Origin of the sequence: Streptomyces sp. NPDC001728 (assembly GCF_040297565.1) — a bacterium.
GTDB lineage: Bacteria > Actinomycetota > Actinomycetes > Streptomycetales > Streptomycetaceae > Streptomyces.
Genome location: NZ_JBEOZK010000009.1, coordinates 204,863 through 219,406 on the forward strand (window position 1 = coordinate 204,863; position 14,544 = coordinate 219,406).

The 14,544-nt window shown below is 74.4% G+C and carries 13 protein-coding genes; 7 read left to right on the top strand and 6 right to left on the bottom strand.

Annotated features, from left to right (window positions below; all coding sequences use genetic code 11):
• Positions 1-23: 23 nt before the first annotated feature.
• A complete protein-coding gene (locus ABT154_RS16465; protein WP_351857514.1) occupies positions 24-905 on the bottom strand; it encodes a sirohydrochlorin chelatase in 882 nt (293 codons plus the stop codon).
• Between the two features lie 202 nt (positions 906-1,107).
• On the bottom strand, positions 1,108-1,809 hold the full coding sequence (locus ABT154_RS16470; protein WP_351857515.1) for a hypothetical protein: 702 nt from the start codon (positions 1,807-1,809) through the stop codon (positions 1,108-1,110).
• A gap of 75 nt (positions 1,810-1,884) precedes the next feature.
• Here ABT154_RS16470 and ABT154_RS16475 point away from each other — a divergent pair, with 75 nt between their 5' ends.
• The 3 genes from ABT154_RS16475 (at position 1,885) to ABT154_RS16485 (ending at position 5,620) form a co-directional block, all read left to right on the top strand.
• Positions 1,885-2,610, top strand: a complete 726-nt coding sequence (locus tag ABT154_RS16475; protein WP_351857516.1) for an aquaporin — start codon at positions 1,885-1,887, stop codon at positions 2,608-2,610.
• A gap of 38 nt (positions 2,611-2,648) precedes the next feature.
• Positions 2,649-3,341 carry a SanA/YdcF family protein gene (locus ABT154_RS16480; protein WP_351857517.1) on the top strand — a complete coding sequence of 231 codons (693 nt, stop codon included), beginning with the start codon at positions 2,649-2,651 and terminating at the stop codon, positions 3,339-3,341.
• A 158-nt stretch (positions 3,342-3,499) separates the two neighbouring features.
• The gene (locus tag ABT154_RS16485) at positions 3,500-5,620 is read left to right on the top strand and encodes a molybdopterin oxidoreductase family protein (protein ID WP_351857518.1); all 2,121 of its coding nucleotides are present in this window, start codon (positions 3,500-3,502) and stop codon (positions 5,618-5,620) included.
• Positions 5,621-5,666: 46 nt separating this feature from the next.
• Here ABT154_RS16485 and cutA read toward each other — a convergent pair whose 3' ends face one another.
• The 4 genes from cutA to ABT154_RS16505 are packed head-to-tail and all read right to left on the bottom strand — an operon-like array spanning position 5,667 to position 10,650.
• Positions 5,667-6,386, bottom strand: coding sequence for a divalent cation tolerance protein CutA (gene cutA / locus ABT154_RS16490; RefSeq protein WP_351857519.1), 720 nt, complete (start codon positions 6,384-6,386; stop codon positions 5,667-5,669).
• Positions 6,383-8,305, bottom strand: a complete 1,923-nt coding sequence (locus ABT154_RS16495) for an ABC transporter ATP-binding protein (protein ID WP_351857520.1) — start codon at positions 8,303-8,305, stop codon at positions 6,383-6,385. Before ABT154_RS16495 ends, cutA begins: the two co-directional genes overlap by 4 nt.
• Positions 8,302-10,035: an ABC transporter ATP-binding protein gene (locus ABT154_RS16500; RefSeq protein WP_351857521.1), complete on the bottom strand. Its 1,734-nt coding sequence runs from the start codon at positions 10,033-10,035 to the stop codon at positions 8,302-8,304. Before ABT154_RS16500 ends, ABT154_RS16495 begins: the two co-directional genes overlap by 4 nt.
• Positions 10,036-10,047: 12 nt before the next feature.
• Positions 10,048-10,650 carry an NADPH-dependent FMN reductase gene (locus tag ABT154_RS16505; protein ID WP_351857522.1) on the bottom strand — a complete coding sequence of 201 codons (603 nt, stop codon included), beginning with the start codon at positions 10,648-10,650 and terminating at the stop codon, positions 10,048-10,050.
• Positions 10,651-10,729: 79 nt separating this feature from the next.
• Between ABT154_RS16505 and ABT154_RS16510 the strand changes: the two genes are divergently transcribed.
• From ABT154_RS16510 to ABT154_RS16525, 4 genes are all read left to right on the top strand, one after another.
• Positions 10,730-11,497, top strand: coding sequence for an aminotransferase class IV (locus ABT154_RS16510; protein ID WP_351857523.1), 768 nt, complete (start codon positions 10,730-10,732; stop codon positions 11,495-11,497).
• Between the two features lie 103 nt (positions 11,498-11,600).
• On the top strand, positions 11,601-12,365 hold the full coding sequence (locus ABT154_RS16515; protein WP_351857524.1) for a TetR/AcrR family transcriptional regulator: 765 nt from the start codon (positions 11,601-11,603) through the stop codon (positions 12,363-12,365).
• Positions 12,362-13,759 carry a carotenoid oxygenase family protein gene (locus ABT154_RS16520; RefSeq protein ID WP_351857525.1) on the top strand — a complete coding sequence of 466 codons (1,398 nt, stop codon included), beginning with the start codon at positions 12,362-12,364 and terminating at the stop codon, positions 13,757-13,759. The genes ABT154_RS16515 and ABT154_RS16520 overlap by 4 nt, the downstream gene beginning before the upstream one ends.
• Before the next feature lie 198 nt (positions 13,760-13,957).
• On the top strand, positions 13,958-14,470 hold the full coding sequence (locus tag ABT154_RS16525; protein ID WP_351857526.1) for a GVDTG sorting domain-containing protein: 513 nt from the start codon (positions 13,958-13,960) through the stop codon (positions 14,468-14,470).
• The last annotated feature ends 74 nt before the right edge of the window (positions 14,471-14,544 follow it).

Here is a 14,544-nt window from a genome sequence, read left to right on the forward strand (position 1 = left end):
ACCGGAGGCACCGACAGAAGCGCTCAGACGGTGGCGAGTTCCCGCCTCGGGCTGGTGCGCCCCAGGGAGGTGTCGTAGCGGTGGAGGACCAGCCGGGCCAGCGCCGGGTGGGCGCCGAGCGGGGCGGAGGCGATCCAGGGAGCGTCGGCGGCGGCGCGGGCGGCGAAGAGGCCGGGGGCGGTGAAGCAGGAGGCGACGGCGACCCGGTGGCGGCCCCTGGCGGCGAGGGCGCGGACCGCCTCGGGGACGGTGGGGGCGGCGGCGGAGGCGTACGCGGGGACGACCGGGACGCCGCCGAGCCGTTCGCCGAGGAGCGCGGCGATGCCGCGGATCTCGGCGGCGGAGCGGGGGTCGCGGGATCCGGCGGAGGCGAGGACCACGCCGGCGGAGCGGGAGGCGCCGTCCTCGGGGGTCCAGCCGGCCCGGGCGAGCCGGTCGGCGAGGGCCTCGACGAGGAGCGGGTGCGCGCCGAGCGGTCCGGCGACGCGGGCCCGGAGGGCGGGTGTGGCGGCGAGGGCGGCGGGCAGGTCGTGGGTGACGTGGTGGCCGGGGGCGAGGAGCAGCGGGACGAGTACGGCGTCCCGGCCCTCGGCGGCCAGTTCCGTGAGGGTGGCGTCGAGGAGCGGGGCGTTCAGCTCGATGTGCGCGAGCCGCACGTCGAGCCCGGGCCGCAGCTCGCGGACCCGGCCGAGGAGCCGGTTCAGGGTGGCGCGGGCGCGGGGGTCGCGGCTGCCGTGGCCGACGGCGACGAGGGTGGGCGTGGTCATGGGCGGGGACACCTCCTCGTCGTGCTTCCGCGGTCGGGGGCCGTACGGACGCACGTGGCCGAGCTGGAGTCCGAGCTGCTCGGTGATCCTCCCGAGCAGCCCGGCGGCGTGGGCGAAGGTACTGTCCGGCTCCGTCATGCACCGATCCTGCGGGTCGCAGGTTGCCTGCCCGTTGCGCGGGGGTCACGACTTTCTTCCGTGACCTCACGCTCACGCGCGCGGCGGTGTCGGCCAGTCCCACGCGCTCGCGTGCGGTGCGGTGCGGCCAGAGGCAGGACCACGCGCTCGCGTGCGGTGCGGTGCGGCCAGAGGCAGGACCACGCGCACGCGTGCGGTGCGGTCAGGCGTCCAGCCAGACCCTCAGGGGGCCCGTTTCACGGAAGCCCGTGGCCAGTGCGGGCGTGAGGTCGTCGCCCGACTCGTAGCCGACGGCGACGTGGCCGTCCGGCACCAGGCCCAGGCAGCCCGCCCAGGCCACGGCCGGGTCCGTGTCCCCCGTGGCGAAGAGGTTGGAGACGCCCGTGACGCGGGCGCTCGCGCTGAGCACCGCGCCGCCGAGGATCCGCCCGTCGGCGCCGTGTCCCGCGACGATCGTGGTCGCCGGGTCGGCGAGGAGTTCCGGCCGGAACAGGGCCGCCTCCTCGGCGTCGCCGTCGCTCCAGGCGAGGGCCCAGGCGGCGAGTTCGTCCGGGGTGCGGACGGCGCGCCAGTCGCCGGGGGCCGGGGGCACCGGGAGGCCCGCCGGGCGGTGGATCCACTGGGCCTCGAAGAGGAGACGGAAGCCCTCGGCCGCCAGGTCCAGGCGGGCGTAGCTGTCCTTCACCGAGGCACCGGGGGTGCTTCGGTCGATGCCGGTGAGGACGTCGCCGGCCTTCGCGTCCCCGGTCAGCGTCACCGCGTCCGGGTAGTAGAGCGGGGTGCGGCGGTCGTGGGTCCAGGCGCGGGGGCCGAAGGTGCCGGGGTGGCCGTGGGCCGCGCACATGGCCCGGCACCACTCGGCGTTGTTGCGGACGGCCTCCGCGAGGACGGCATCGATGATCATGGGCGGATCGTACGGGTCGGCACATCTCCCCCTCTCCCCTTTTTTCCTTCCGGATCACGGAATATCTTTTCCGCCATGAGAATGCCCCCGCCCACGCTCCCCCGGCGTGCCGCCGCCGAGTTCATCGGCACCGGCGCCCTCGTCGCCGTCGTCGTCGGCTCCGGCATCCGCGCCGACTCCCTGAGCCAGGACATCGGTGTCCGGCTGCTCGCCAACGCCGCCGCCTCCGCCCTCGGCCTCGGGCTGCTCATCGCCCTGATCGGACCGCTCTCCGGCGCCCACTTCAACCCCGTCGTGACCCTCTCCGAGTGGTGGTCCGAGCGCCCCGAGCACGGGGGCCGCCAGGCCGCCGCCTACATCGGCGCCCAGGTCACCGGCGCCGTCGCCGGGGCCCTGCTCGCCGAGGCCATGTTCGGGCGGACGCCCGGCGCCGGCTGGGCCACCGAGCCCCGCACGGAGCCCCATCTGCTGCTCGGCGAGGCCGTCGCCACCGCCGGTCTCGTCCTCGTCGTACGGGGCCTGCGCCACATCGGGCGCCCCTCCCTCGCCCCGGTCGCCGTCGCCGGCTACATCGGCGCGGCCATCTGGTTCACCTCGTCCGGGTCCTTCGCCAACCCGGCGGCCACCGTCGGCCGCGCCTTCACCGACTCCTTCACCGGGATCGCGCCCGCCTCCGTGCCCGCCTTCGCCGCCGCCCAACTGCTCGGCATGCTGCTCGGGATGGGCCTGGCCGGTGTGTTGTACGGAACAACCCGCACGTCCGGCGAACCGAATCCCGCCGAGGCGCGTCGGACGGGGTGACAGACCGCCACCGCTCCCCGCACCACGGAGGTTCCCGCATGCCGGCACGGCTCACCCGGTTGATCCCCCGCACCACCCGGGCCCGCCGCCGTACCGTCCAGGCCGTGATGCTGGGCGCCGTGCTCGCCCTCGCCCCGGTCACCTGGATGCACACCGCCGCCGCCGGGAAGCTCCGTACCACCGCCGACGTGCCCGCCCGGGACGTCGGCGTCGTCTTCGGCGCCGGGCTGTGGAACGGCCGCCCCACCCCGTACCTCGCGCACCGGCTCGACACGGCCGCCGAGCTGTACCGGACGGGCAAGGTCCGGGTCCTCCTCGTCACCGGCGACAACAGCCGGACCGCGTACGACGAACCCAGCGCCATGCGCGCGTACCTCACCGCGCGCGGGGTGCCCGACGGCCGGATCGTCAGCGACTACGCGGGCTTCGACACCTGGGACTCCTGCGTCCGCGCCCGGAAGGTCTTCGGCGTCGACCGGGCCGTGCTCGTCACCCAGGACTTCCACATCAAGCGGGCCGTCGCGCTCTGCGGGCGCGCGGGCGTCGACGCGTACGGCGTCGGGGTGCCCGAACCCCACGACCGCACCTGGTACTACGGCACCACCCGGGAGCTGTTCGCGGCGGGCAAGGCCGCCCTCGACGCCGGTCTGCGGCCCGACCCGCACTTCCTCGGCCCACAGGAGAAGGGCGTCGTCGAGGCGCTGGCCTCGGCGGCCCACGCCCCTCGGTGAGGCGAGGGACCGAAGCGGTGAGGCGAGGGACCGAAGCGGTGAGGCGAGGGACCGAGGCGCCCCCTCACCCCGGAGGCCGCGGGGCGCGGAGCGCATGGCACCGCGCCCGTAATGCGCGGCGCCACCCCGCGTAACACTCCCGACGCACGCTGAACCCCATGTCCGAGGTCACCGCCGTACCCACCCACTGCCCCTACTGCGCCCTGCAGTGCGGCATGTCGCTCCGCCCCACCGGCGTCCCGGAACTGCCCGCCGAGGTGGTCGAGCGGGCCGACTTCCCCGTCAACCGGGGCGCCCTGTGCGGCAAGGGCCGCACCGCCCCCTCCGTACTCTCCTCCCGGGTCCGGCTCACCGAACCCCTGGTCCGGCGCCCCGGCACGGGGGCCCTGGCGCCCGCGTCCTGGGAGGAGGCGCTCGGCGCCGTCGCCGACGGGCTGCGCCGCACCCGCGCCGGGCACGGCCCCGACGCCGTGGGGGTCTTCGGCGGCGGCGGCCTCACCAACGAGAAGGCGTACACCCTGGGCAAGTTCGCCCGGCTCGTCCTCGGCACCTCGCAGATCGACTACAACGGGCGCTTCTGCATGTCGTCGGCGGCAGCCGCCCACGGCAGGGCCTTCGGGCTCGACCGGGGGCTGCCCTTCCCCCTGGAGGACATCCCGAGGACCGGCTGCGTGATCCTCGTCGGCTCCAACCTCGCCGAGACCATGCCGCCCGCCCTGCGCCACCTCACCGAGCTGAGGGAGAACGGCGGGAAACTGATCGTGGTCGATCCGCGCCGCACCCGCACCGCCGAACACGCCGACCTGCACCTCGCCCCCCGCCCCGGCACCGACCTCGCGCTCGCCCTCGGCATGCTGCACCTGGTCGTGGCCGAGGGGCGGGTGGACGAGGAGTTCGTCCGGGAGCGCACCGCGGGCTGGGGGGCCGCGCGCGCCGGGGCCATGTCCCACTGGCCGGAGCAGGTCGAGCGGATCACCGGCGTGCCGGTGCCGCAGCTCCGGGAGGCGGTCGCGCTGTTCTCCGACGCCCCCACCGGCATGGTCCTGACCGCGCGCGGCCCCGAGCAGCAGTCCAAGGGCACCGACACCGTCGGCGCCTGGATCAACCTCTGTCTGGCCACCGGCAAGGCGGGCCGCCCGCTCAGCGGCTACGGCTGCCTCACCGGCCAGGGCAACGGCCAGGGCGGTCGCGAGCACGGCCAGAAGGCCGACCAGCTGCCCGGCTACCGCAAGCTCGACGACCCGGCCGCACGCGCGCACGTGGCCGGGGTCTGGGGCGTGCCCCCCGAGTCGCTGCCGGGCCCGGGGCGCAGCGCGTACGAACTCCTCGACGCGCTCGGCGGCGACGTGAGGGCCCTGCTGCTCATGGGCTCCAACCCGGTGGTCTCCGCGCCCCGCGCCGCGCACGTCGAGGAGCGGCTGCAGTCGCTCGACTTCCTCGCCGTCGCGGACGTGGTGCTCTCCGAGACCGCCGCGCTCGCCGATGTGGTGCTGCCGGTCACCCAGTGGGCGGAGGAGACCGGCACCATGACCAGCCTGGAGGGCAGGGTCCTGCTCCGGCGCCGCGCCCTCACCCCGCCCGCCGGGGTGCGCAGCGACCTGGAGGTGCTGCACGCGCTCGCCGGACTCCTCGGCTGGGAGAAGGGGTTCCCCGCCGAGCCCGAGGAGGTCTTCGACGAGCTGCGGCGGGCCTCGGCCGGCGGTCCCGCCGACTACTCGGGCATCGACTACCGGCGGATCGAGGAGGAGCAGGGCGTCTTCTGGCCCTGCCCGGCGGCCCCGGAGGGCGCCGGGGCCCATCCCGGGACGCCCCGGCTGTTCCTCGACCGCTTCGCGACCGACGACGGGCGGGCCCGGTTCGTGCCGGTGGTGCACCGGGCGGCGGCCGAGGAGACGGACGCCGAGTACCCGGTGGTCCTCACCACCGGGCGGGTCGTGTCCCAGTACCAGTCCGGGGCGCAGACCCGGCGGGTCGCCGAGCTGAACGCGGCGGCGCCCGGCCCCTTCGTGGAGCTGCACCCCCGGCTGGCCGAGCGGCTGGGGGTGGCGGAGGGCGAGCGGATCGCGGTGGTCTCGCGGCGCGGGCGGGCGGTCGCACCGGCCCGGATCACCGCCGCCATCCGGCCGGACACCGTCTTCATGCCGTTCCACTGGTACGGGGAGGGGCGGGCCAACACCCTGGTGAACCCGGCGCTGGACCCGGTGTCCGGGATGCCGGAGTTCAAGGTGTGCGCGGTGCGCCTGGAGCCGGTCGGCACCGAGGACGCCAAGGCCGGCTGAACCGGCCGGACGAGCCACGGCCGACCGGTCAGGCGCACCACAGGCCCTACGGCCGGTCGAACCAGTCCCCGCTCTCGATGACCTCGCCGAGCGGCGCGTCCGGCGCCGCCAGGAACACCCAGGCGGACACCCGCGCCCCGTCCCGTACCCGTACGACGTCCATCGCCGCCCGCTCGTACCCGACGGGCAGCTCAAGGCGGTCGAGCAGCCCGAACAGGTCGCCGTAGTCGCCGGGCGAGGGCGTGAGGAGCGTGCCGACCACCTTGCCGCCGTTCGCCGGGACGACGTACGGGTAGCCGGGCCCGTCGCGCAGGACCGCCCCGTGCAGCACGGCGTCCTCCTCGGTGCCGATCCGGCCGGCGAGGAACCGGTCGTGGTTGTACGCGCCGGGGCGCAGCGTCCCGTAGACGAAGAACGGCCGCTCGTCGTCCACGGGGGCCGCGGTCACCTCGGCGGCCTCGGTCTCCCGCTCGACCCAGCGGGCGTACTCCGCGCCCACCCGGGTCACCCGGGTGGCGAGGATCTCGGGCGTCTCGTAGTCGTGGGCGGCCAGCAGGTACGCCTCCAGGGCCGGGAAGCGGGCCTCGGCGGTCTTGAACTCCACCTGCCACTCCTCGGTCGTCTCGATCGCGCCCCGCCAGTGGTAGACGGAGGTGACGGGCCCCGAGATCTGCGCGCAGGCGACGAGCCGGGCCTCGACGGCGCCGCGCGCCAGGGCCTCGGCCTTGGCGCGCGCGTCGATGGTGGTGCGGACGGTGACGATCACGTCTCCACCGTACGGGCGAACTGGGCCGCGTGCAGCCGGGCGTACGCCCCTCCGGCGGCGAGGAGTTCCTCGTGGCCGCCCTGTTCGGCGATGGCTCCGTCCTCCATCACCAGGATGGTGTCGGCGTCGCGGATCGTGGAGAGCCGGTGGGCGACGACGAAGCTGGTGCGGCCGGCCCGGAGCGAGGCCATCGCCTGCTGGACGAGGACCTCGGTGCGGGTGTCGACGGAGCTGGTGGCCTCGTCGAGGACGAGGATCACCGGGTCGGAGAGAAACGCGCGGGCGAGGGTGATCAGCTGCTTCTCCCCGGCGCTGAGGCCGCCGCCGTCCTCGTCGAGCACGGTGTCGTACCCGGCGGGCAGGGTGCGGACGAAGCGGTCGGCGTGCGCGGCCCGCGCCGCCTCGACGATCCGCTCGCGGGAGACCTCGCCGGGCACGCCGTACGCGATGTTGTCGGCGATGGTGCCGCCGAACAGCCAGGTGTCCTGGAGGACCATGCCGATCCCGGAGCGCAGTTCCTCCCGGGTCATCGCGGCCGTGTCGACGCCGTCGAGGGTGATCCGGCCGCCGGTCACCTCGTGGAAGCGGAGCAGCAGGTTGACCAGGGTGGTCTTGCCCGCGCCGGTCGGTCCGACGATCGCGACGGTCCTGCCGGGCTCGACGGTGAGCGACAGGTCCTCGATGAGCGGCTTGCCCGGCTCGTAGCGGAAGGCGACCTTCTCGAAGGAGACCCTGCCGCGCGGCTCGGCGGGCCTCTTCGGCGCGGCCGGGTCCGGGGTCTCCTCCTCGGCGTCGAGGAGGTCGAAGACCCGCTCGGCCGAGGCCACCCCGGACTGGAGGAGGTTGGCCATCGCGGCGACCTGGGTGATCGGGCCGTTGAAGTCGTACGAGTACTGGACGAAGGCCTGCACGTCGCCGACGGAGAGGGTGCCGCTCGCCACCCGCAGTCCGCCGACGACGGCGATGGCGACGTAGTTGAGGTTGCCGACGAAGGTCAGCGCGGGCTGGATGAAGCCGGAGACGAACTGGGCGCGGAAGCTCGCCCGGTACAGCTCCTCCCCCAGCTCGTCGAAGCGGCGCACGGCCTCGGCGCGGCGGCCGAAGGCGACGACCTCCGTGTGGCCGGTGATCATCTCCTCCACGTGGCTGCCGAGCCGGCCGGTGACCGCCCACTGCTTCACGAACTGCGGCTGGGCGCGCTTCCCGACGAGGGCGGCGACGGCGATCGAGACGGGCACGGTGGCGAGGGCGACGAGCGCGAGCAGCGGGGAGATCCAGAACATCATCACCAGGACACCGGCCAGGGTCAGCAGGGCGCGGACCATCTGGCTGAAGGCCTGCTGGAGGGTCTGGGTGACGTTGTCGATGTCGTTGGTGGTGCGGGAGAGCACCTCGCCGCGCGACTGCCGGTCGAGATACGTGAGGGGCAGCTTCGCCAGTTTGTGCTGGGCCTCCCGGCGGAGCCGGTGGCCCGCCCGCTGGACGACGGTGGTGGCGATCCGCAGCTGGGCCCAGGTGAGGAGGGAGGACCCGGCGACGACGAGGGCGGACAGGGCGAGGAGCCGGCCGACGGCAGGGAAGTCGACCCCGGCGGGGCCGGTGGCTCCGGTGATGACGAGGTCGGTGGCGCGGCCGAGGAGGAGCGGGCCGAGGACGGAGAGGGAGACGGCGGCGGCGCCGGCGGCGAGGACGCCGAGGAGACGGGGCCGGTCGGGGGCGAGGGTGCGCAGGAGGCGGAGGCCGGAGGCACGGAAGGAGAGGGAGCGTTCGAGGGAGGGGGTGCCGAGGCCGGGGCCGCGCTGGGGCGGGGGGCCGGTGCGGGCGGGGGCGGTGGCGGGGCCGCCGGGGGTGGTGCCGGGAGCGGAGGGTGTGGTGCCGGGGGTGGTGCCGGGGGCGCGGGGCTCGGTCGCCGTACTCACGCGGCTTCCTCCTCGGTGAGCTGGGAGAGGACGATCTCCCGGTAGGTGGCGTTGTCCCGCATCAGGGACGTGTGGGTGCCGGTGCCGACGCTCCGGCCCCGGTCGAGGACGACGATCCGGTCGGCCTGCCGGATGGTGGAGACCCGCTGGGCGACGATGACGACGGTCGCGTCCGCCGTCTCCTCGCGCAGGGCGGCGCGGAGCCGGGCGTCGGTCCCGGGGTCGAGGGCGGAGAAGGAGTCGTCGAAGAGGTAGAGGCGGGGGCGGGCGACGAGGACCCGGGCGATGGCGAGGCGCTGGCGCTGGCCGCCGGAGAAGTTGGTGCCGCCCTGGGAGACGGGCGCGTCGAGGCCTTCGTCGAGCGTGCGGACGAAGTCGGCGGCCTGGGCGGTCTCCAGCGCGCGCCAGAGTTCTTCGTCGGTGGCGTCGGGCTTGCCGTAGCGGAGGTTGGTGGCGACGGTCCCGGAGAAGAGGTACGGCTTCTGGGGGACGAGTCCGACGGTCCTGGCCATGAGTTCGGGGTCGAGCTTCCGGACGTCGACGCCGTCGACGAGGACTTCGCCGCCGGTGGCGTCGAAGAGCCGGGGGACGAGTCCGAGGAGGGTGGACTTGCCGCTGCCGGTGGAGCCGATGATCGCGGTGGTCTCCCCGGGGCGGGCCACGAGCTCGACGTTCCTGAGGACGGACTCCTCCGCGCCCGGGTAGCGGAAGTCCGCGCTCCTGACCTCCAGACGACCGCGCCGGACCGCCGGCCTCACCGGGTCCACCGGAGGGGCGACGGACGGGCGGGTGTCGAGCACCTCGCGGACGCGCTCGGCGCCCGCCTCGGCCCGGGGCAGGTTCATGAGCAGGAAGAGGACCATCATCACGGACATCGAGGTCTGGAGCAGATAGCCGAGGAAGGCGACGAGCCCGCCCGGCTGGAGGGCGCCGGAGTCGATGCGGTGGGCGCCGACGTACACGAGGGCGACGGTCGTCAGCTGCCAGACGATGAGCACGGTGGGAAACATCAGGGCCTGGAGGCGGCCGGCCCGCAGCCCGACGGAGAGGAGTTCGTCGTTGGCGGCGGCGAACCGTTCCCGCTCGTGCCGGTCGCGGACGAAGGCGCGGACCACCCGGACGCCGGTGATCTGCTCGCGCAGCACCCGGTTGGCTCCGTCGACGCGCTCCTGCATGCCCCGGAAGAGCGGCCTCATGCGCAGCACGACGGCCCCGACGGCCCCGGTCATCACAGGCACGAAGAGCAGCAGGACCAGGGCGAGCGGCACGTCCTGGCGCAGGGCCATGGCGATGCCGCCGAAGCAGAGGAGGGGCGCGGCGACCAGCATCGTCAGGACGAGGACGGTGAAGGTCTGGATCTGCTGGACGTCGTTGGTGGTGCGGGTGATGAGGGAGGCGGCGCCGAAGCGGCCCCGCTCCCGGGCCGAGAAGTCCTGGACGTGCCGGAAGACCTCGGAGCGCAGGTCGCGGGCGACGCCCATGGCGATCCGGGCGCCGGTGCAGGTGGCGGCGGCAGCGGCCACCGCCTGGAGCAGGGTGACGGCGATCATCGCGGCGCCGCCGTGGAGGACCCGGTCGGTGTCCCCGCGCAGGACGCCCTGGTCGATGATCCCGGCGTTGAGGGTGGGCAGGGCGAGGGAGGCCAGTGTCTGGACGAGCTGGAGGCCGACGAGGAGGGCGAGGAGGCGCCGGTGGGGCCGGAGGCGGGGCGCGAGAAGTCGCAGCAGCATGGTGGCGGCTCCTCACTTGCCGTACGGGTGGACGGACTTGGCGTTCTTGAGGGCGCTGCCCCACCAGGCGAGCTGATCGAGGAGGGCCTTGGCGGCGATCTCGGCGCCGGCCGGGTCCTTGTGGCGGCCGTCCTCGTCGAACTGCCCGTGGGCGTGGTGGAAGGAGACGGTGTCGCGGACGGTCACGGCGTGCATCTCGGCGTAGACCTGGCGCAGTTGCTCGACGGCGCGCAGGCCGCCGGAGATGCCGCCGTAGGAGACGAAGCCGACGGGCTTGGCCTGCCATTCGGTGTAGTGCCGGTCGATCAGGTTCTTGAGCGAGGCGGGGAAGGAGTGGTTGTACTCGGGGGTGATGACGACGAAGGCGTCGGCCGCTTCCAGCACCGGGGTGACCTTGGTGAGTTCGGCGCGGACGGCCGGGGAGGGCCGGTGGGTGAGGGTGGTGGGGAGGTCGACCTCGGCGAGGTCGACGAGGGTGACGGCGAAGTCCTCGCGCTCGGCGAGGCGGGAGCGGAACCAGTCGGTGACGACGGGGGCGAAGCGGCCTTCGCGGTCGCTGGCGACGACGAGGGCGAGCGTGAGGGGCTGGGCCTGGGTGGAGTTCGTGATGTCCATGCCGAGGATCGTGGTACCTCAAGTTTGGTTGAGGTCAAGCGCCGATCGCGGGAACTTCCCCTGGACGTACGGTGAGCGCATGACGACTCCCCCTCCGCACATCGAGATCGACGGCGCCCCCGCGGCCGACCCGGGGCTGCTGGCCGCCGTCATGACCGGCTTCGGGCACTTCACGGCCATGCAGGTGCGGGACGGCCGGGTGAAGGGGCTCGGCCTCCACCTCGCCCGCCTCGACCGCTCCACCCGGGAGCTGTTCGGCCGGGGGCTGGACGGCGAGGAGGTCCGCGCGCTGGCCGCCGGAGCCCTGGAGCGGGCCGGACGGCGGGACGCCTCGCTGCGGGTGTACGTGTACCCGGGCGTCCGCGTCGCGGTGACGGTCGCCGCGCCGGCCCCGGACGGCCCCGGCGCCCCGCAGCGGCTGACGACCGCCGAGTACTGGCGCCCCGCGCCGCACATCAAGCACCTGGGCGGTTTCGGCCAGAGCTACCACCGCGAGGCGGCCGTGCGGGCCGGCTTCGACGAGGCCCTGCTGACCTCCCCGTACGGTGAGATCGCCGAGGGCGCGATCACCAACATCGCCTTCTGGGACGGCACTTCTCTGGTCTGGCCGTCGGCGCCCTGCCTCGAAGGGATCACGATGGCCCTGCTGGCGCCCCGGCTGGGCTCGGTCAGGCGCCCGGTCACCCTGGCGGACCTGACGGGGTACCGGGCCGCCCTGGTGACCAACTCCCGGGGCATCGCGCCCGTGACGGCGATCGACGAGGTCGTGTTCGCGGTGGACGAGGAGCTGATGGGGCGGGTGTACGCGGCGTACGACGCGGTGGAGCGGGACGAACTCCGGCCCTGACGCGCCACGGAGCCCCTCGGCACACACAACGCCCCTCCCCGCCACGCCGGTTCGGCACATCCCCCGCTGGTAACACCGTTACCAGTCAGATACGGTGTTACCCATGAGCACGCCCTACCAGGATGCCCAGCGCCTCGGCCAGAACGCCGTGCGCACCACGATCCTCGACCGCGCCATCGCCCTGCTCGTCGCCGAAGGCCCCGCTGCCCTGACCGTCCGGCGGATCTCCACCGACATCGGCGCGTCGACCAAGGTCATCTACACGATGTTCGGCGGGAAGGAGGGACTGATCGACGCGCTGTACCGGGAGGGCTTCGCCCGGCTGCGCCGCGCCCAGGAGGGCATCCCGCGCGGCGACGACCCGCTGGCCCACCTCACCGCGCTCGGCACGGCCTACCGGCGGCACGCCCTGGCCGAACCGGCCTACTACCGGGTGATGTTCGAGCAGCCCGTGCCGGGCTACCGGCCCAGCCCGGAGGCCCTCGCCGTCGCCGGGACCGCCTTCGAGACCTCGGCCGCCGCCATCGCCGCCTGCATGGACGCCGGGGTCCTCCGGCCGGGCGACGCCCATGAGGTCTCCAAGATCTTCTGGGCCGCCTCGCACGGCGCGGTGAGCCTGGAGATCGCCGGACACTTCGACCCGGAGGAGGCCGGCCCGCGCTACGACGCGCTGATGGCGGCGGTGGCACGGGCGTTCGCCCCGGAGCGGGAGCCCACAGCACCGAAGCCCACAGCACCGAAGCCCACGGACCCGGGCCCGACGCGCCCGGAGTCGGGACCCGCGCGCCCGGAACCGGAGCCCACCCGCCCCGAGCCGGGACCCACGGACCCGCAGCCGGCACCCGCGACCGCCGGAGCCGCCCGATGACGACCACCCGCCGCAACCGCTACCTCTCCGGAAGCTTCGCCCCCGTCACCGAGGAGGTCACCGCCCACGACCTGCCGGTCACCGGGCGGATCCCCGCCCACCTCACCGGCCGCTACTTACGGAACGGCCCCAACCCCCTCGGCGTCGAGGACGCCGCCGCCCACATCTGGACCCTCGGAGCGGGCATGGTGCACGGCGTCCGCATCCGGGACGGGCGCGCCGAGTGGTACCGCAACCGCTGGGTCCGCTCCGGCTCCGTCGCCGACCGGCTGGGCGAGCCGCGCCGCGGCACCCCGGTCGACGAGCGCCTCGACGTCTCCCCGAACGTGCAGGTCGCGGGGCTCGCGGGCCGCACCTTCGCCCTCGTCGAGGGAGGCATCCGCCCGTACGAGCTCGGCTACGAGCTGGACACGGTGGGCCCCTGCGACCTGGGGGCGACCCCCGAGGGGTACAGCGCCAACGCCCACTCCCTCTTCGACCCGCACACCGGCGAACTGCACTCGCTCGCCTTCCTCTACGGCTCCGACGACATCCAGCACATCGTGATGGACGCCACCGGGACGGTACGGCGCACCAGGACCGTCCGGGTGCCCGGCAACCCGTACATGCACGACTTCGCGCTGACCGAGCACCACGTCCTGCTCTTCGACTCGCCCGTGGTGTTCAGCCCCGCCCATCTGGCCACGGGCGTGCCCTTCACCTGGGACGAGGGGCGCGGGGCACGGGTGGGCGTGCTCCCCCGCGACGGCGGCGGGGCGGTCCGCTGGTTCGGCCTCGCGCCCGGCCTGGTGGGGCACACCCTCAACGCGTACGAGACAGGCACCGGGGAGATCGTCGTCGATGTCGTCCGGCACGGCGAGGGCTTCGACATCAGGGACGTGGGCGCGAGCCGCCCGACCCTGGACCGCTGGACGCTCGGCCTCGCGCGGGGGACCGTACGGGAGGACCGGCTCGACGACCGCGTCCAGGAGTTCCCGCGCGTCGCCTCCCTGAGCACGGGCCGCCCCTATCGGTACGGGTACACCGCCGCCGTCGAGCTGTACGCCGCTCCCGCCGGCCCTGGGGACGACCGGCCGGAGGAGGGATTCAGCAACGCCCTCCTCAAGCACGACCTGGAGCGCGGCACCACGGAGGCGCACGAGTTCGGGCGGTACGGGACCGTCGGCGAGGGGGTGTTCGTGCCCGCCGAGTCGCCGGGGGCCGAGGACGACGGGTACGTGATGGCGTACGTCTTCGCGCCGGAGCGGGCCGCGACCGATCTGGTGATCCTGTCCGCCCGCGACTTCTCCGGCGCACCGGTCGCCCGGATCCATCTGCCGGTCCGGGTCCCGCTGGGGCTGCACGGGAACTGGGTCCCTGACCCCGTCACCCGTTCGGCACCGGGTGTCAGCTGACGCCACGAAACCCGGCCTGACCTGCGCAGACACCGGGGATCCAGTCGACACACCGTATCGGACGGCCCAATCCTGATGCCTCATCAGCAGGCGCGGGGCACGCGGCGGCTCTTATCTCGGTCTCAGAAGGTCGTTTCCGGGAAGTCCCTCCCGGGAGGACCGCACGGCATGACCGCTCGCGCGCCCCGGAGGCCCCCCATGCGCACCACTGTCCGTCTGTTCACCGGTACCGCGCTGGCGGTCGCCGCGCTGGGGGCGGTCGCCGCTCCCGGCGCGTACGCCAACAACAACCGTCCGGAGTCGCTCGAAGTCTTCCCCTCCTCCGCCTCACCGGGTACCACCGTCACCGTCAACACCCTCGCCTGCGGGGAGCACGGTCATGGTGTCGGGGACGCGAACTCGCTCGGCGCGGGCGAGTTCCAGCTGAACCCGAGCACCCACAAAGAGGTCGTCGTCGGTCAGTTCAACGTGCCGGAGCACGCCAAGCCCGGCACCTACGGCATCAGTGTGGCCTGCGACAACGGCAGGACGGCCCGGGGCGACCTGACCGTCAAGCACCGGAGTCCGAGCGGCCACGTCCAGACCGGTGTCGGGGGCAGTGTGGGCCCCGACACCGCCCAGGTCACGGCAGGTGCGGCGGTGCTGGCCGCGGCTGCCGTGGGCGGGGTCTGGCTTCTGCGCCGCCGGGCGAGCGGCGCGCAGGGGCACTGAGACCCCGCCCGCCCTGCCCCCGCCGAGCGCCCGAACACGGCCCGGCGGGGGCAGGGCCACATCACCACCGGCCC